This is a genomic window from Porphyromonas sp. KLE 1280 (assembly GCF_000700805.1).
Classification (GTDB): Bacteria; Bacteroidota; Bacteroidia; order Bacteroidales; family Porphyromonadaceae; genus Porphyromonas; species Porphyromonas pasteri.
In genome coordinates, this window is the sequence record NZ_KL362962.1 from 170,161 (window position 1) to 187,655 (window position 17,495).

General features: G+C 54.7%; 15 protein-coding genes. All 15 read left to right on the plus strand.

Features of this window, described 5'->3' with window-relative positions:
- The first annotated feature begins 159 nt into the window (after nucleotides 1–159).
- Complete coding sequence (locus HMPREF1121_RS00685) at nucleotides 160–1,254, plus strand: DUF4831 family protein (protein WP_044114233.1); 1,095 nt, start codon at nucleotides 160–162, stop codon at nucleotides 1,252–1,254.
- A gap of 76 nt (nucleotides 1,255–1,330) precedes the next feature.
- Nucleotides 1,331–2,884, plus strand: a complete 1,554-nt coding sequence (locus HMPREF1121_RS00690) for a peptide MFS transporter (protein ID WP_044114234.1) — start codon at nucleotides 1,331–1,333, stop codon at nucleotides 2,882–2,884.
- Between the two features lie 26 nt (nucleotides 2,885–2,910).
- The gene (locus tag HMPREF1121_RS00695; protein ID WP_044114235.1) at nucleotides 2,911–3,246 is read left to right on the plus strand and encodes a hypothetical protein; all 336 of its coding nucleotides are present in this window, start codon (nucleotides 2,911–2,913) and stop codon (nucleotides 3,244–3,246) included.
- A 99-nt stretch (nucleotides 3,247–3,345) separates the two neighbouring features.
- Complete coding sequence (bioB, locus tag HMPREF1121_RS00700; RefSeq protein ID WP_044114236.1) at nucleotides 3,346–4,338, plus strand: biotin synthase BioB; 993 nt, start codon at nucleotides 3,346–3,348, stop codon at nucleotides 4,336–4,338.
- 21 nt (nucleotides 4,339–4,359) lie between these two features.
- Entirely contained in the window at nucleotides 4,360–5,814 is a 1,455-nt protein-coding gene (locus tag HMPREF1121_RS00705; protein ID WP_044114237.1) for a sodium:solute symporter, read from the plus strand.
- A gap of 18 nt (nucleotides 5,815–5,832) precedes the next feature.
- A complete protein-coding gene (locus tag HMPREF1121_RS00710) occupies nucleotides 5,833–7,830 on the plus strand; it encodes a TonB-dependent receptor (RefSeq protein WP_044114238.1) in 1,998 nt (665 codons plus the stop codon).
- An 873-nt stretch (nucleotides 7,831–8,703) separates the two neighbouring features.
- Nucleotides 8,704–9,450, plus strand: a complete 747-nt coding sequence (gene rlmB / locus HMPREF1121_RS00715) for a 23S rRNA (guanosine(2251)-2'-O)-methyltransferase RlmB (RefSeq protein WP_044114239.1) — start codon at nucleotides 8,704–8,706, stop codon at nucleotides 9,448–9,450.
- A 29-nt stretch (nucleotides 9,451–9,479) separates the two neighbouring features.
- Nucleotides 9,480–10,112 carry an L-threonylcarbamoyladenylate synthase gene (locus HMPREF1121_RS00720; RefSeq protein WP_009433493.1) on the plus strand — a complete coding sequence of 211 codons (633 nt, stop codon included), beginning with the start codon at nucleotides 9,480–9,482 and terminating at the stop codon, nucleotides 10,110–10,112.
- Between the two features lie 17 nt (nucleotides 10,113–10,129).
- Nucleotides 10,130–10,597, plus strand: coding sequence for an rRNA maturation RNase YbeY (gene ybeY / locus HMPREF1121_RS00725; protein WP_044114240.1), 468 nt, complete (start codon nucleotides 10,130–10,132; stop codon nucleotides 10,595–10,597).
- A gap of 118 nt (nucleotides 10,598–10,715) precedes the next feature.
- Nucleotides 10,716–11,444, plus strand: a complete 729-nt coding sequence (locus HMPREF1121_RS00730) for a type III pantothenate kinase (protein ID WP_044114241.1) — start codon at nucleotides 10,716–10,718, stop codon at nucleotides 11,442–11,444.
- Nucleotides 11,441–12,748: a hypothetical protein gene (locus tag HMPREF1121_RS00735; RefSeq protein WP_052353529.1), complete on the plus strand. Its 1,308-nt coding sequence runs from the start codon at nucleotides 11,441–11,443 to the stop codon at nucleotides 12,746–12,748. The genes HMPREF1121_RS00730 and HMPREF1121_RS00735 overlap by 4 nt, the downstream gene beginning before the upstream one ends.
- A 96-nt stretch (nucleotides 12,749–12,844) precedes the next feature.
- Nucleotides 12,845–14,191, plus strand: coding sequence for a tetratricopeptide repeat protein (locus tag HMPREF1121_RS00740; RefSeq protein ID WP_044114242.1), 1,347 nt, complete (start codon nucleotides 12,845–12,847; stop codon nucleotides 14,189–14,191).
- 125 nt (nucleotides 14,192–14,316) lie between these two features.
- Nucleotides 14,317–14,919: an LPS export ABC transporter periplasmic protein LptC gene (lptC, locus tag HMPREF1121_RS00745; protein WP_232223704.1), complete on the plus strand. Its 603-nt coding sequence runs from the start codon at nucleotides 14,317–14,319 to the stop codon at nucleotides 14,917–14,919.
- A 33-nt stretch (nucleotides 14,920–14,952) separates the two neighbouring features.
- Nucleotides 14,953–16,206 carry a hemolysin family protein gene (locus HMPREF1121_RS00750; protein ID WP_044114243.1) on the plus strand — a complete coding sequence of 418 codons (1,254 nt, stop codon included), beginning with the start codon at nucleotides 14,953–14,955 and terminating at the stop codon, nucleotides 16,204–16,206.
- Nucleotides 16,207–16,834: 628 nt separating this feature from the next.
- Entirely contained in the window at nucleotides 16,835–17,443 is a 609-nt protein-coding gene (locus tag HMPREF1121_RS00755) for an LIC11966 family surface protein (RefSeq protein WP_232223705.1), read from the plus strand.
- Nucleotides 17,444–17,495 lie beyond the last annotated feature (52 nt).

A 17,495-nucleotide genomic window follows, 5' to 3' on the forward strand; every position in this document is an offset into this window, starting at 1 on the left:
GGAACTGCCGCTCCATGTGCGACGGCTTTCGAGGGAGTCTCTCTCCTCGAAAGCCGTCCTGCATAAGGCTCCTCGCGAGGGCTAACCGTTTGAATGTCCCCGCTTTTTTATTAGTTTTGCTCTGAATTGTCAGTTCACTCATTCATATACAGACATTACATGTATCGATTAGAGCGCTGGATCGCATTGCTCGGACTCTTACTCTTCGCTGCTCCCGAACTTGGGGCTCAGACGAAGGTGCGTCGCTATGACGCTACCAAGGAGACGGACTATGGGGTCGTCTACCGCCTGCCCCGCACCGAGATCGAAACGGTGGTGACGGTACGTGAGCGTACCTATACACCTGGACCTCTATCGGCCTATGCTGATAGGTACCTCAATAAGAGAGCATCAGATAAACCCCTCCATACCTTTGAGCTGGTCTCGGCTCGCCTTTATACCGTAGGCCGTCCCGACTCGACGCAGCAGTACCTGGTCTCCTTTGACCGCAAGACGCTGGCTCCCTTCGTCAAGCTCACAGATGCGGGTGTCCTCTTCTCCATCAATGGCGGAGGTGAACTTCCTGCCAGCCTCAGTGAAGAGCGCCACTCTCGTGTCGTCTCTGAGAAGCAGATCGATACTGCTCAGCCCGCCCTCTCTCGTGAGTATTCGCAGGCTGGCTCCAAGGCTAAGCAGGCCGAGATCGCTTCGAGCTACCTCTATGACCTGCGCGAGAATCTGATGAACATCGTCACGGGCTCCGTAGATAATATGCCTAAGGACGGCGAGTCTATGCGTCTGGCTCTCGAGCAGCTGCGCCGTGAGGAGCAGCGCACACAGCGTCTCTTCCTCGGGGATACAACCGAGCGCGTCAGTGAGTACATCCTTCGCTACATCCCCACGGGGCGTGAGGAGGGTGAGCTGACTTTGGCTCGTTTCTCCCCAGTGGCAGGTCTGACGGAGGCGGATGATCTGAGTGGTGCACCGCTGCACCTCGTGATCTCTGTCCAGGAGCAAGCTCCAGAGCTCAACGAAAAGGACCAGCGCAAGAAGGATAAGATGCTCGAGCATAGCATCGTCTATGTGCAGCCTGGTCAGGCACGCATCACGCTCCTCTATGAGGGCCGCAAGCTCGCCGATGAGCAGGTCGGCCTCGCTCAGCTCGGTACCCTGCAGGCTTTAGCTCCTAAGATGCTCCAGCTGACACCCAATACAGCTACGGCTATCTACTTCGACACACGCACGGGAGCTATCCTTGATATCCGCCAGGAGTAGGGGAGAGCTGCTGTATGAACCTCCACGAAAGACAGAAAATCGTAACTAACAATACTCATCCTAACACCCCAAACTTATGTTCAAAAATCATCCTAAGGGATTGATCGCAGCCTCTCTTGCAAACATGGGAGAGCGCTTCGGCTTCTACATCATGATGGCGATCCTGACGCTCTTCATCTCGGCCAAGTTCGGTCTGAGTGAGCAGACGACAGGGTACGTTTACTCGGCCTTCTACGCCTCGATCTACCTGCTGGCTCTCGTCGGTGGCGTCATCGCTGACCGCTCGAAGAAGTATAAGGCTACGATCGTCGCTGGTCTGGTCATCATGGCTCTCGGCTACGTGCTGATCGCTATCCCCACGCCTACGCCAGTACCTAACCTTGCCCTCTACCTCACGCTTACTTGCGTCGGTCTGGGTGTCATCGCTTTCGGTAATGGTCTCTTCAAGGGGAACCTGCAGGTGCTCATCGGTCAGATGTACGATGATCCTCGCTATCAAAGCGCTCGTGACGCAGGCTTCCAGATCTTCTACATGTTCATCAACATCGGGGGGATCTTCGCACCCTTCATGGCTGTAGGTATCCGTAACTGGTGGCTGGGTCACAATGGCTTCGACTATAGCGCAGAGCTTCCTGCTCTCTGCCATCAGTACTTGCGTGAAGGTGCTAATATGCCTGCACAGGCTATGGAGAACCTTCAGAGCCTTGCCACTAAGGTGTCGCTGGGTAATGAGGTTACAGACCTTCAGGCCTTCGTCGGTCAGTACCTTGATGTCTTCAACCGTGGCTTCCACTACGCCTTCATCGCAGCAGTTGTGATGATCTGCGTATCGATGGTGATCTTCCTCATTAACCAGAAGAAGTTCCCCGATCCAAGCAAGAAGGAAGTTGCAACTAAGGATGGTGCTCCCTCACAGAACGAAGTTCAGATGAGTGCCGCTGAAATCAAGCAGCGTATCTACGCGCTCTTCGCAGTATTCGGTGTCGTCATCTTCTTCTGGATGTCCTTCCACCAGAATGGTTACTCGCTCACATACTTCGCTCGTGACTACGTTGACCTGAGTGTCATCAAGATCGACCTCGGCTTCACGGTGATTAAGGGTGCAGAGATCTTCCAGTCGGTGAATCCGCTGATCGTCGTCTGCCTCACGCCTCTCGTGATGTACGTCTTCGGCCGTCTGCGTGAGCAGGGTAAGGAACCCTCTGCTCCCCGCAAGATCGCTATCGGGATGGGTATCGCTGCTCTGGCTTACGTCTTCCTGATGGTTTGCTCACTCGGCCTGCCCGATCAGAGCACGCTCGGTGGCATGACGGAGGCTGCAAAGCACGAAATGCTCCTCACGCCTTGGGTCATGGTCGGGATGTACTTCATCCTCACGCTCGCTGAGCTCTTCATCTCGCCCCTCGGTCTCTCCTTCGTATCGAAGGTAGCTCCTCCCCACCTCCAGGGGGTCATGCAGGGTGCTTGGCTCGCCGCTACGGCTCTCGGGAACTCACTCCTCTTCATCGGTGGTATCCTCTATACGAGCGTGCCTCTCTGGGCTTGCTGGCTGGTCTTCGTAGGTGCTTGCGCTGCCTCGATGATCACGATGCTCGCTATGGTCAAGTGGCTCGAGCGCGTAGCTAAGTAATTCACACAAGACGCTGACCCACTCCGATGTACTCCGCACAACCCCACTCGCTGAGCGCAGCTCGCCTCTACTTCCGTCGCTGGACACGTAGTAGCGCAGCTGTCTTCCACAGCCTCGGGCATTGCGTCACCATCGGGCATCTCTCGTCAAGCGTCCTGGAGCGTCTCTCAGCAAAGACGACGACGCTCGCTACCACACCTGCCGTATGTGGCACGCTTGCTCCCACCGAAGGGAGCCGTGAGGAGGCCGAAGTCCTCGAGGAAGCTATGCTCTCAGAGCTGCTCCTCGCACTCACGCCTACTCCTAAGCCCACCGCATCGGCACATACTGCAGACTACCTCAGTGTAGCTCTCTGCAGCTGACACAGCGCTGTCTCGCTACTACCCACTCCACGATAGGAGGCGGGTGTGTAGCGAGACAGCGCTTTTTATATATCGATAAGATCACACGATAAGACTACTATGATACAAGACATCAAAGCACGTATCCTCGCTGGCGGTGAGATCACCGAAGAGGAAGCACTTGCTTTGCTTACCACTCCTCACAAGGAGGAGCTATACCAAGCAGCACACGAGATCACTGAGCACTTCATGGGGAAGGCATTCGATACCTGCTCCATCATCAATGCAAAGAGTGGGAACTGCCCCGAAGACTGTAAGTGGTGCGCACAGAGCGCCCACTATTCGACCTCAGCAGAGCGCTACTCCGTCGTCAGCCCCAGCGCTTGCGTAGCACAGGCCAGCTACAACCGCAAGCAGGGCATTGGGCGCTTCTCGCTCGTGGCGAGTGGGCGTCGCCAGACCGATCGCGAGATCGATATGATGAGCATCAGCTACCGCGCCATCAAGCGGGCACATCCTGAGCTCAAGTGCTGTGCCTCGCTGGGGCTACTCACCGAGCCACAGCTGAAGAAGCTCTTTGATAGCGGAGTGACGACCTACCATTGCAATGTGGAGACTTCTCCCAGCTACTTCCGTGAGCTGTGTACGACACACACGCAGGAGGACAAAGAAGCGACTCTCGAGGCCGCTCGCCGTGTGGGTATGCGTATCTGCTGTGGCGGTATCATCGGCATGGGTGAGACACTGGAGCAGCGTGTCGAGCTTGCCTTCTACGTCAAGCGCTTGAAAAGCTACAGTATCCCAATGAATATCCTTCAGCCCATCGCTGGCACCCCGCTCGGCAACTCCACTCCGCTCACTGAGGATGAAGTCCTCTCGGCTATCGCAGTCTTCCGCATGGTCAATCCTCGGGCATTCCTTCGCTTCTCTGGTGGACGTGCACAGCTCTCCCCCGAGACGCAATACAAGGCTATCTACGTCGGTATCAATGCCGCTATCACGGGTGACCTGCTCACGACCATTGGCCGTCAAGCCGAGGATGATATGAAGATGATCGAGGCTTGCGGTAAGGTCAATACGCCCGAGGACTGGGAAGTGCACTACAACTATTAGTCACCACTATCAACTATCATCATGGTACAGGGTGTACTGATTACCTTCGTCCTCTATCTCTTCTTCCTCTTCCTGATCACCTTCTGGACGCGTAGGCGAGGCACGAATGCGGATTTCTTCCTTGCGGGGCGTGCTACCCCTTGGTGGATCGTCTCGATCGGGATGCTCGGTGACTCGATCTCGGGTGTGACCTTCGTCTCGGTGCCAGGGATGGTGCAGCAGATGGATATGAGCTATATGCAGCTGGTCTTGGGCTTCTTCTTTGGCTACATCGTCATCGCCTACGTCCTCCTGCCGCTCTACTATCGTTTGCAGCTCGTCTCGATCTATACCTATCTGGAGCAGCGCTTCGGGCGGCATAGCTATCGTACGGGTGCACTCTTCTTCATCATCTCAAAGCTCTTCGGGGCAGCAGCGAAGCTCTTCCTCATTACGCTTATCCTGCAGCAGCTCGTCTTTGCTCCGATAGGGGTGCCGTATGTCGTCACGGTCCTCGGGGTCGTCGGTGTCATCTGGCTCTACACGCAGCGCGGTGGTATGGGTACGATCATCTGGACGGATGTCCTGCAGACGGTCTGCCTTGTGCTCACGCTGGGACTCATCGTCTATGTCGTCTCGGGACAGCTGGGCCTCAACCTCTCAGGTATCGTGCGCTTGGTCGGGGAAGATCCTCATAGCCGAGTCTTCTTCTTGGATGACTGGACGAGCCCGCAGTACTTCTGGAAGCAGTTCGTCAGCGGTATCTTCATTGTCATCGTGATGACGGGCTTGGATCAGAACATGATGCAGAAAAACCTCACGTGCCGTACACTCCGTGAGGCCCGTACAAATATGCTTACCTACGGCTTCGGCTTCCTTCCGCTGAACTATCTCTTCCTCGTCTTGGGGATTCTCCTCCTGCACTTCGGCGCAGCGCATGGCTTGACCCTGCCTGAGCGAGGAGATGATATACTGCCCTTCCTCGCTGCAGGGCACTTAGGTCCGTGGGTCCTGATCTTCTTCACGCTGGGTATTACTGCTGCTTCATTCTCCAATGCTGACTCGGCTCTGACCAGCCTCACGACTTCGGTCTGTACCGATCTCCTCGGTATGAAGCTCGAGGATGATGCGGTAGGGGAGCGCCGTCGCTGGTGGATTCATTTAGCGATGTGCGTGGCCTTCGCTCTCATGGTACTCCTCATCAGTCAGATCCAGCAGAGCTCCCTGCTGAAGACGATCTTCACAGCAGTCTCCTATACCTATGGGCCGCTCTTAGGACTCTTCGCTTTCGGGCTCTTCACACGCTGGGCGGTACGTGATCGCTTCACGCCCTATCTCTGTATCCTCTCTCCCTTTGTGAGCTACGGCGTCGCAGTGGCAGCGGAGAGCCTATGGGGCTATAAGGTCGGCTACGAGATCCTCCTATTCAATGGCTTATTTACCTTCCTCGGCTTGTGTCTCCTTCGTGACGGCAAGCGAGGTGAGGTCCACGTCTAATCAATCTTTTGTCTACAGATGAAGCAAACAAACATGCAGACCTCTGTCGCGCTACGCTTCCGGCGTATGACGCGCAAGAGCTACGGTGCCTTCAACACGATGCACCGTATCATCAACATCGGTACGCTTACCAGCCTGGCGCTGGCTTGCGCCTACACCTCCACCGTCAGTGCGCAGAATGTAGCTGCGTCTGAGCCTGAGTATAACCTCGGTGAGCCCGACAACGAGCTTACGGGGGTCACGGTCACGGCCTCTAAGACGGCTACCCCGCTGAATGAAGCTACGCGACTCGTCACCGTCATCTCGGCACGTGAGATCGCCCAGACCCCTGCGCGAAGTATCCAAGAGCTGCTGAACTATGTAGCGGGTATCGACGTCGCACAACGCGGTGCCCAAGGGGTACAGGCTGATGTCTCCATCCGTGGTGGCTCGCACGAGCAGATCGTCATCCTCCTCAATGGGGTCAATGTCAGCAGCAGTAAGTCGGGGCACCTAAGCTTCGATTTCCCTATCAACCTCTCGGATATCGAGCGTATCGAGGTGCTTCGTGGCCCCTCAGCTCTTATCTATGGGACAGGTGCTTTCTCGGGGGCTATCAACATCATCACCAAGCACAGCGCAGAGACCTCCCTCTATGCCAAGGCTACTGCGGGTATGCACCGCCTCGTGGGTGCAGAGCTCCGTGGAGCGATGACGTGGGGCAAGACGGAGAATAGCCTCTCGCTGAGCCGCCGCTCCAGCGCTGGCTACCGCACGAATACCGACTACGAGATCTATAATGCCCTCTGGCAAACACGCCTAAATCTCCCTGCGGAGAACAAGATGGATCTCCAGCTCGGCTACAATGAGAAAAAGTTCGGTGCCAACTCCTTCTATTCGGCTAAGTATCCCAATCAGTACGAGCATACCCAGCGTATGATCGCCTCGCTGCGTGGTGACCTTGGTGGTGAGCGCCTGCGTCTTCTCCCCACTATCTATTGGGATCGTGAGTACGACTGCTTCGAGCTGGTGCGTGGGACGACCTTCGGGCAGAACCACCATATCGTGAATAACTATGGTGCTGGGCTCATCGCCAACTACAGCTCCCTCCTCGGGACGACGACACTCGGTGGTGAGCTTCGCTATGAGGAGGTCATCGGGAATAAGCTCGGTACGCCACGCGCTAAGCCCGAGAGCTACTACACGAAGTTCGGTAGTCGAACGAATGTCAGCCTCAGTCTGGAGCATACAGTCAAGCTGGATAAGTGGCTGATCTCTGCTGGGGCACTTATGAGTCACAATACACTCCTCTCAGGGAAGTATATCTTCCTCCCTTCGGTGAGTGTGAACTATCATCCCCTTGATCGCTGGAGCTTCGTCGCTACTTGGAGTCGCTCGATGCGTCTGCCGACCTTGAACGACCTCTGGTACACCGACCCTGTCCACAAGCATGGAGACAATCTCCAGCCTGAGTATGCCCACTCCTTCGAGGCTATTGCGAAGTACCAGACCTCGCACGTAGAGGCGCACCTCTCTTACTTCTTGATGAAGGGGAGCAACCTCATTGACTGGGTGAAGTTCGACCCCACGGAGACGGCCTTCACCTCGCATAATATCGCTAAGCTTACGAACCAAGGTCTCGAAGCTGGGCTGGCTCTTCGCCTTGGCGAGTACCTGCCCTTCCTTGGTGATGCGGGACGTCTCAGCCTTGACTACCTCTATATGACGCAGCAGCATCGTGCTCCTGGTGTCGCAATGTCTAAGTATGCGCTGAACTATCTCCGCCACAAGTTCACGGCCCAGCTCGCACACAACGTCGGCTCTCGGATAGAAGCCCTTTGGGCGCTGCGCTATCAGGATCGTGTCAATCAAGCCAGTCCCTTTGCGACGCTTGACCTCAAGCTCGACTATCGCCTGACGAATCACCTCCGTGCTGGCCTCGAGCTGAATAATATCACTGACACGCAGTACGCTGATATCGCTGGCGTACCGCAGCCTGGCTTCTGGCTCTCGGGGAGTATCAGCTACAGTCTATAGGTACGCTCCCCCCTTTCTACGTTGATACGTCAAGCCCCCACCGAAGTGCATGAGATGCCTGAGGTTGGGGGCTTGCTTTATATGTCTGTTACATAGATGGATATGTGTGTAGTTATAGAGTGGGGTGCTATGAACCTATATAGATCACTAAAGCGACCAATATAGACCGAGACTGTGACCTATATAGCTCTCCCCACTGACCTATATGAGACTGTTGTCGCGAGTCCTGCCCTCTTTTTATTCTGCTGAGGCATCGCGCGCCCAGCTCCACGACACACCTCTCCGAAGAGATACACAAGCCCTTCGCCTTATCACGCGTATTCCTCTTATCCAGCGGAGGGAAAAGTGTCCTTCTCGTGAAGAAAAAAGCGCTTTCACGTAGTGGGATTTCTCTATCTATGCGCGTAGTCTTAAAGACCAGGCACGTAAATACAAATATCCACGTACGTAGATATTAGATCCACGTACGTAGCCTAAACTTATTTGCCACTCGTCCGCAACTTTTATCCCTACGCGGAGCAACAACCTATATATAGGTCACTTCACAAAGCTATATAGCTTTCTTCGCCATACTATATAGGTTCATAGCATCCACCTCAATGGAATGCTCTTGCTCGGATAATAGGGGAGGGGCTTATTCTTTACGCTTTGACCCGGGAGCTGTGCCGCGCACTCATGTAGCGCTGATCACTCCTCGTGGAGATGTGTGCAGGGGGAAGAGCAAGTGGCTGTGTGAGTCTACGGGTAGGAGCTGTTATCTTTTTGTATCTTTGCTCTATGTGCGCACGTCTGAAACTGCCCCGATTGATCTGGGGTGCATGTGGCACGAACCAAAGAGAATAGACTGATATATATAATAAGGTATAAGGACTGATGGGAAAGAATAACCTGATCTTCGGGATCCACCCACTTATCGAAGCCCTGGAGGCAGGTCGTGAGATTGATAAGATCTTACTCAAGCGCGGACTGCGTAGCAGCGAAGTGAGCCATATCATGGATGTGGCTAAGGAGCGTACGATCCCTGTGCAGATCGTCCCCGAGGAGCGCTTGACGCGTCTGACGCACAAGCAGCATCAGGGGGTCATCGCCTTTATCAGCGAGATCGAGTACACGCAGCTGGATCAGCTCATCCCGATGCTCTACGAAGAAGGACGCTCTCCCTTCGTAGTCCTCTTGGATGGGCTTACCGATGTGCGTAACTTCGGTGCCATCGCCCGTACGGCAGAGTGCGCTGGTGTGGATGCGATCATCATCCCCGAGCGAGGGAGCGTGTCGGTGACTGCCGATGCCGTCAAGACCTCTGCTGGGGCCCTCCACCGTATCCCCGTCTGCCGTGTCAGCTCGATACAGGCCGCTGTGACCCTCCTGCAAGAGAACGGTATCCAGATCGTCGCAGCCTCAGAGAAGGCCGTAGATATCTATACCGAGAGTGAGCTGTCGCTTCCCCTCGGTCTGGTCCTTGGGGCTGAAGATCACGGAGTGTCACAGGATGTCCTGCGCCGTGCTGATAAGATCGTCCGTATCCCCCAGGTCGGTGCTATCGGTTCGCTCAATGTCTCGGTCGCTGGCGGTATCCTCATCTATGAGGTCGTGCGTCAGGCTGGCCTCGGTGCTGAGTGATAGCCCCTTCATAATAGCTACTCTACACTATGCTCACTAAGATCTACGCTGACTCCCCCGACTATCGCTTGCTCACCGAGCTGGTCGATGAGCTCCGTCGTGGTGCGATCTTCATCTATCCCACGGCTTCGGGCTACGCCTACTGCTGTGACGCGCTTCATCAGCGTGCCATCGAGGAGATCTGTCGCCTAAAGAAGATTGACCCGAAGAAGAAGGCGCTCTCTATCGCCTGTGCTTCGCTGAGCCAGGTGTCAGAGTACTGTAAGATGAATGACCGCGCCTTCAAGTTCATCAAGGATCACGAGGTCAACTATACCTTCATCCTCCCAGCATCGGGTGCCCTGCCACGTATCTTCAAGCAGCGTCGTGAGGTGGGTGTCCGCCTTGCCCAGCATCCTATCGGCCGTCTTCTTGCCGAGCATTTAGGCAATCCACTGATCACCTCTTCGCTCCCCATAGAGGATGAGGACGAGCCCGAGTACTGCACCAATCCCGAGCTCATCGACGAGCGCTATGGGAATGCGGTCTACACGATCCTCGATGCTGGCGACATCCCGCTGGCTCCCTCGACGATCGTCGACTGCACAGAGGAGCCCTTCGAGGTACTCCGCTATGGCCATGGGCGCCTGGCCGATGAGGAGCCCTTACTCAAGAAAGATTAGACTACAGCATATCACTTATGTCGAAAGAATCTGAGCTTATAGCTTACTATACAGACGAAGATGTCGAGGAGCCTCGCCTCCGAGAGCGTGTCCTTCGCAACTGGATCCGTGAGGTCGCTTCTGGCTATGACCGTCGTGTCGGCGAGCTCTGCTACCAGTTCTGTGGTGATGAGCGCATCCTGCAGACCAATCAAGACTTTCTCGATCATGACTACTATACTGATATCATCACCTTCGACGAGAGTGAGGGGGATGTGATCTCGGGGGACATGCTCATCAGCCTTGATACGGTGCGTAGCAATGCCGAGCTCCTTGGCAACGAGTACGCCGAAGAGCTGCACCGTGTGATCATCCACGGTGTCCTCCATCTCTGCGGGCTCAAGGATAAGAGCCCCGAGGACGAGGAGCGCATGCGTGAGGCAGAGGATAAGGCCTTGATCCGACTGCATGAGTTGGTTGGTGAAGGGACGCCACTCTTTGACTAAAGTAATGGCTTCATCGTGCCTTGGTGCGGTGATAGGAAGCCGCTCCTCCTATCGTAGTTGCGGTATATTCCAGATAAAAGCCGTTTCTTTGTGGTATCATTGACTATCTGACCACTAAGTGAATTTAATCATCGATCAGGGAAACTCGGTCTGCAAAGTGGCCGTGGCGGATGGAGGTGAGCTCATCGCCCACTACTCCTTCCCTCAAGTTTCCCTACGAGAAGCTGGGGTCATCTTATCCGATCACCCAGCCCTGCAGGCGGCGATCTATAGCTCTGTCGCAGCTGTCGACAAGATGCTACTCGGCCTGCTCGCTGAGCGTATCCCCACCGTGCTGCAGGTCGACGAGCATATAGCCGTACCTGTAAGCGTGGCTTACGACCGCAAGCGCCTCGGTAGTGACCGTATCGCAGCTGTCGTCGGGGCACATGCTCTGGCACCCGAGGGTGTCAGCCTCTTGGTCATAGATCTGGGGACAGCGATCACCTATGAGCAGATCTCTCCTAAGGGAGAATATACCGGGGGGAATATCTCCCCAGGGCTCTATACCCGACTCAAGGCGCTGAATCACTTCACCTCGCGCCTACCGTTGATCCACGAGATCACGCCTCCCGTACGAGACTTCGGGCAGACGACCTCCGAGGCGATTACCTCAGGAGTGCTCCGTGGCGTGATCTATGAGATCAAGGGGTATATAGATGAAGCTAAGGCGGCAGACCCTAATGTCAAGGTCTACGTCACGGGGGGCGATGCTCCCCTCATCGAGCAGTACCTCCCCGAAGAGGTATGCGTGGAGCCCGACCTCGTCCTCTATGGACTGAATAAGATACTGGAGTACAACAGATGATAAAGCAGAAGAAGATCCTCAGCTACCTCCTCTCCGCAGGACTACTCACAGCTGGGACAGCAGGCGCCCTTAGCGCCCAGAGCAACTCAGACCGCTCGCCCTATAGTCGCTTCGGCTATGGGACACTCGGTATGCGCCAGACGGCTACGACACGAGCTCTCGGGGGTATCGGTGTGGGGCTGCGTGACGGCCTCGTCGTCAACCCCGCTAACCCTGCCTCCTATACCGCTGTCGACTCCATGACCTTCATCATGGATCTAGCAGTGTCGCTGCGTGGATCTCACCTCGCTGAAGGCGGGAATCGTGATAGCCGTGTCTTGGGTAACCTCGATTACGCTACGATCCTCTTCCCCGTGAGCCATCATATCGCGGTCAGTGCGGGGATCACTCCCTTCTCGACTGTGGGCTATCGCTTCGGTAGCCTCGAGAAGCTCCAGGGAGATAGCCAGAATAACTATCAACGTACCTATCTGGGACAGGGTGGCTTCAGCGACCTTTACCTCGGTGTAGCTGGTCGCATCGGTGGCTTTTCCCTCGGGGTGAATGGCTCTTATGTCTTCGGCTACACGACGCAGGAGCGTCAGGTATATATCGGGTCGGATGGTGCATCCAACCCCTTCTACCGCACGCAGCTCCAGCTCAAGGGCTTTAAGGCTGATATCGGTGCGCAGTACCAGCTGGATCTGGATCAGAAGAAGGGACGTAGCCTCGTCGTGGGTGCTACGTTCGCCCCTGAGATCAAGCTCCGCTCGACGCTCATCGATCAGCACTTCCTTAGTGCCGAGAATTCCAGCCAGCTTGTGCCTGAGTCCTCAGATACAATCACCTCACGTAGCCTCCACCATGTGCCTATGAGCTACTCGGTCGGTGCTACCTATCGCCATAGCGAGAGCCTCCTCGTCGGAGCAGGCTTCACCTACATGCAGTGGGCTAAGGCTACGGGCCTTGCCCAGGATGGTGCTGCACCTCGCGACCACTATCGTGTAGGCCTTGGTGCCGAGTGGATCCCCGATCCTCGTGGTCGTGGACTCTTCTCTCGCTCCCGCTATCGCTTTGGTCTGAGTGGGGCTAACTCCTATATGCTCGTCCCCACCTCCTCGGGTGAGCAGAAGGGCTACAATGAACTCACCGCATCGGTCGGTATCGGTATGCCGCTCATCGACCGTCGTTCGCTCGTCAATATTACCGTAGACTATAAGTACCTCACTCCTCAGGCCACCGGTATGGTGCGTGAGCACTCACTTGGCCTCACTGTGGGGATTCTCTTCAACGAGAACTGGTTCCGCAAGGCACGTATTAACTAAGTTATATAGCCTTGCTATGGACTATCCGCCGCTCTATATGGTGGAGGTCTACGGCCGACTATGCGCTAATCATTTACACACTAAAGACAAGAGACAATGAAACTGAACAGAATGATCCTGGTAGCAGCTCTCGGACTTCTCTCGACGGCTGCTTATGCCCAGACGGGTAGAGCTACAGGTACTCCTTTTGGCTCAGGTGAAGACAGCATCCGCTGCCGCCAAAGTATCAGCCTGCTGACCAGCTTTGGTAAGACGGCGAACTATGCCGACGCCTATGAGCATTGGCAGAAGGCATACGATAACTGCCCCGCAGCATCTAAGAATATATACATCATCGGTGCTAAGATCCTTCACTGGAAGCTTGGTCAGGCTAAGACTGCTGATGAAAAGAAGAAGATCCTCAATCAGCTGATGAAGCTCTATGACGACCGTATCACTTACTTCGGTGATGATGCTAAGGTCGGTACGCCTCAGATCCTGGCTGATAAGATCGAGGACTACAAGACGATCGCAGGTGCTGATGCAGACTTCACGCAGGTCTATCAGTGGGCTAAGCCTGTCGTAGAGCGCTACAAGGCTGAGTCGCCTATCCAGCTCCTCTACTACTATGTCTTCAGCTCGCGCCTCATCGCTTCTAAGGATCAGTCGAAGATTGATCAGTACATCAACGAGTATACGCAGGCTGCTGAGTACGCAGATGCCATCCTCGCTGCTGCAGAGACGGACGAAGCTAAGAAGGTCATCGAGACGTACAAGAATCAGATGGACACGGAGTTCGCTCAGAGCGGTCTGGCCAGCTGTGACAAGCTCGAGAAGACCTATACGGTAGAGAAGATCGATCAGCATAAGACGGATAAGACCTTCCTGCAGAATGTCCTTGCGCTCTTCCAGCGTGCAGGCTGCGATGGCAATGCTTCTGTACGTGCCGGTCGCTACCTCTTCGATATCGAGCCTTCGGTCACGGCGGCTATGGGTATCGCTGGTGAAGCTATCCGCGACAAGCGCTACGCTGAGGCTACGGAGTTCCTCAACAAAGCTATTGACTTGGCTAAGAACTCTTCTGACCGCCTCAAGTGCTACGAAGCACTCTTCCAGATCGCTCAGGTACAGCGCAACAGTGGCGCAGCTATCTCTTACGGGAACAAGATCCTCGCTGAGAATCCCCGCAATGGTCGCGTACTGCTCTATCTCGCTGAGCTCTCCGCTGGTAATGCTTCTCGCTACTATCCCGATGACAAGATCAAGCAGCGCTGCTACTACTATCTCGTCATCAATAAGCTCCGCCATGCTGCCAGCGTAGACCCCTCGGTCTCTGCTCAGGCTAACCGCGCTATCGCCAACTACTCTCGCTACCTCCCCTCTGCACAGGAGATCTTCATGCACCCCGATATCAAGAAGGGCTCTACGGTTAGCTTCGGTGGCGAAAGTGTCGTCATTCCCTAATTTACATAGCTCGCTCTATGTCTGATCTCCCTTCGCACTTAGGTGCAAGAGAGAGGGAAGAAGCCCTCCGCCGTCTGGATACTCCATCCAGACAGCGGGGGACTTCTCGTTCGTATCCCTTCGCCATGCTCTTTGTATTCTGCACGCTTTTCCTTTCGCTGGGGGCATGCAGCAAGAAGAAGGTCGAGGTGAAGAATCTGGCGGTCAATCCCGACTCGCTCTATACTGCACGTATGGTGGCGCTCAATACGCTCATCTCAGACTCTGGACTCATCCGCTATCGTATGACCGCTCCAGAGCTCCTGATCTATGAGCGTAATGATCGCAATGAGTGGGTCTTCCCACGTGGGCTTGTCCTACGCCCCTATGACCTCAAGAGCGGTAGTCAGGTCTTCATCAAGGCGGACTCCGCTATCCGTCGACCGCTCAAGGAAGAGTGGGAGCTCATCGGTCACGTCCATGTCCAGGGACCTGATGGGCAGCGCCTCAAGACGAAGCGTCTCTTTTGGCTTCGTGCTGAGAAGCGCCTCTATTCGGATGATACGACTTACTTCCTCACCCAAGGCAAGGAGCTTCGTGGCTCCCACTTCAATGCCAAGGACGATCTCAGCTGGTATGAGATCTACGACAACAAGGGCGCCTTTGACTACGACGAGAATAAGGCGACCTCACCTACTGCACCTGCAGCCCCACGGGCCGATACGCTGAAGCAAGCTCCCCATCTCTAAGCTCTTCAGCGCAGTGTGCTCTCACCATCGACGATGATTTACCTCTATATATTCCTCTGCCTAATTGCTTCGGCCTTCTTCTCTGGTATGGAGATCGCCTTCCTCTCTTCGGATAAGCTCCGTCTTGAGCTTGACCGAAGCCGTGGTGGTGTGTCGGCTCGGATCTTAGGTGTCTTCTACTCGCGTCCCGACCACTTCATCACGACGATGCTCCTGGGGAACAATGTTGCCCTCGTCATCTATGGTCTCTTGACCGCTGTGCTGATGGAGCCTTGGCTCAAGAGCCTCTTGGGCGAGAATGATGGGCTCATTCTCTTGGCGCAGTCGGTCCTCAGTACGCTGCTGATCCTTTTCGTCGGGGAGTTCCTCCCGAAGGTGACCTTCCGTGCTAACCCCAACCGCACGATGCGCTTCTTCGCAGGGATCCTCTTTCTCGTCTATCTCCTGCTCTATCCCTTTGCTTGGATCATCGGGCTGATCACGCGTGCGATTCTTTTCCTTGCTGGGCAGCGTACCTCGAGTGTGGCTATTCGCCCCCAGCTCTCTTCACTGGACCTCGAGTACTACCTCACGCATAGCTCGGACGATGGTCAGGCCTCGGGTATTGAGACGGAGGTGAAGATCATCCAAAATGCCATCTCCTTCTCGGGCCTTCAGGTGCGTGATTGCCTTCTGCCTCGTAATGAGATCGTCGGGGCAAGCATTGACTCGACGCGTGCGCATCTTGAGGAACTCTTCATCCGCACGGGACTCTCAAAGCTCATCGTCTATAAGGAGAATATCGACGAAGTCGTCGGCTACATCCATTCGAGTGAAATGTTCCGCGGTGACGACTGGCAGAAGCGCATCGTCTCAGCCCTCTTCGTCCCCGAGAGCATGCAAGCCAGCACGCTGATGCGCCTCTTGATGCAGAAAAAGAAGAGTATCGCAGTCGTCATCGACGAGCTTGGCGGTACGGCAGGTATGGTGACGCTTGAGGATATCGTCGAGGAGCTCTTCGGAGATATCGAGGATGAGCATGACCGTCAGAAGCGTGTAGCCAAGCGCCTTGATGATCGTACCTTCGTCTTCAGCGGACGTATGGAGATCGATGATATCAACGAGAAGTTTGGTCTGACACTCCCCGAGGATGAGGACTTCATGACTATCGCTGGCTACATCTTGTACCACCATCCCAGCATCCCTTCGCAGGGGCAGATCCTTGAGATCGGTGACCTGCGCTTTGAGATTCTCCGCTCCACATCGACGAAGATCGTCTTGGTCAAGATGACCCTCCCCGAGGCATAGTGCCTCCCTCCCTTCGCAAGGGTAAGCCATCACCCTACCGCTCACATGATCCTGTGGCGGTAGGGTGATGGCTTTTATTATTGACTGCTTGAGGGGGGCGATCAATGCATTCTTATTGAGGTCGTATTGTATGGGGTGGTGAAAGCTATATAGCTTCGTGATCATTCCTATATAGCTTTGCATGTATTCTTATATAGCTTTGCATGTATTCCTATATAGCTTTGCATGCGTTCCTATATAGGATTGAGCTGATTCCTATATAGCTTTACATGTATTCCTATATAGCTTTGCGCGCGTTCCTATATAGGATTGAGCTGATTCCTATATCGCTTTATGATCATTCCTATATAGGTCTACTTGCATTCTTATATGAGTCATCATGTGGATCCGTATCAATAAGGCGGCTGTCTATCGGTTGACTTTGTCTGATCCTCGGAGCTCTATGCTCACGGTCTATAGCGAGGAGTAGGGCCTTTCAGCAGAAGGGCCATGCCTCCTTCTAAGCTGGGATAGGACTGTCTTTGCCTGTAACGTGCCCGATATTATACCGTCTGCAGGGTTGCGGTATTGATGGAAATCACTATTTTTGCCCTGTAATCGATTTATTTATAATCAAACTACAATCAAAATGATGGACCTTTTTAAGAAGCTTCAGGGGCTTTTCGGGGGAGATAACTCTGCCGAAGCTATCGAGAAGCAGATGCAGAAGATGCAGGAGCAGATGCAAGCTGCTTTCGGTGGTGAAGAGACCAAGCGCGGCTGGCAGCCCGATGAAGGCGTCTACTATGCCAAGGGGGAGTACGACAATGCCGTCGAGTACAACAACGAGCTCATCTGCCTCTCCAACTATGGTCTCGACCAGATGGCGAAGATGAATGATGCCATGGATGCCAAGGATTACAACCGCGCTGAGTGGGTTCGCCTGGAGTGGATCGAAGATCTCAAGGGCCTGAGAGAGCAGGCTGCTGCACTCGGTGCCTATGATGGTGATGACCGTATGCTCAAGGCTCTCTATCAAGTCTTCGATGGCTGGGAAGCTCTGATGAAGGACGGCTACAAGACCCTCATCAAGATGCGTCTTGATGGCCTTCGTGGTACACCCGAAGAGCAGGCACAGCTCAAGAAGAATAATACCATCTTGGTGCGTCTCATCGATAACCTCAATGACGCGAGCGAGGAGTTCCTCGATGCTCACGGTGTCGGTGACTACGACTATGATGACGACGACGAGGATTAATCGTCGCTGAGCCACACGCTCACTTTCCCGCTTTACTATATAAGAGCAGCCT

Bases quoted from the DNA above. Each gene is read 5' to 3' on its own strand.
- HMPREF1121_RS00685 (WP_044114233.1), top strand. From the start codon at position 160: ATGTATCGATTAGAGCGCTGGATCGCATTGCTCGGACTCTTACTCTTC.
- HMPREF1121_RS00690 (WP_044114234.1), top strand. From the start codon at position 1,331: ATGTTCAAAAATCATCCTAAGGGATTGATCGCAGCCTCTCTTGCAAAC.
- HMPREF1121_RS00695 (WP_044114235.1), top strand. From the start codon at position 2,911: ATGTACTCCGCACAACCCCACTCGCTGAGCGCAGCTCGCCTCTACTTC.
- bioB (WP_044114236.1), top strand. From the start codon at position 3,346: ATGATACAAGACATCAAAGCACGTATCCTCGCTGGCGGTGAGATCACC.
- HMPREF1121_RS00705 (WP_044114237.1), top strand. From the start codon at position 4,360: ATGGTACAGGGTGTACTGATTACCTTCGTCCTCTATCTCTTCTTCCTC.
- HMPREF1121_RS00710 (WP_044114238.1), top strand. From the start codon at position 5,833: ATGAAGCAAACAAACATGCAGACCTCTGTCGCGCTACGCTTCCGGCGT.
- rlmB (WP_044114239.1), top strand. From the start codon at position 8,704: ATGGGAAAGAATAACCTGATCTTCGGGATCCACCCACTTATCGAAGCC.
- HMPREF1121_RS00720 (WP_009433493.1), top strand. From the start codon at position 9,480: ATGCTCACTAAGATCTACGCTGACTCCCCCGACTATCGCTTGCTCACC.
- ybeY (WP_044114240.1), top strand. From the start codon at position 10,130: ATGTCGAAAGAATCTGAGCTTATAGCTTACTATACAGACGAAGATGTC.
- HMPREF1121_RS00735 (WP_052353529.1), top strand. From the start codon at position 11,441: ATGATAAAGCAGAAGAAGATCCTCAGCTACCTCCTCTCCGCAGGACTA.
- HMPREF1121_RS00740 (WP_044114242.1), top strand. From the start codon at position 12,845: ATGAAACTGAACAGAATGATCCTGGTAGCAGCTCTCGGACTTCTCTCG.
- lptC (WP_232223704.1), top strand. From the start codon at position 14,317: ATGCTCTTTGTATTCTGCACGCTTTTCCTTTCGCTGGGGGCATGCAGC.
- HMPREF1121_RS00750 (WP_044114243.1), top strand. From the start codon at position 14,953: ATGATTTACCTCTATATATTCCTCTGCCTAATTGCTTCGGCCTTCTTC.
- HMPREF1121_RS00755 (WP_232223705.1), top strand. From the start codon at position 16,835: ATGATGGACCTTTTTAAGAAGCTTCAGGGGCTTTTCGGGGGAGATAAC.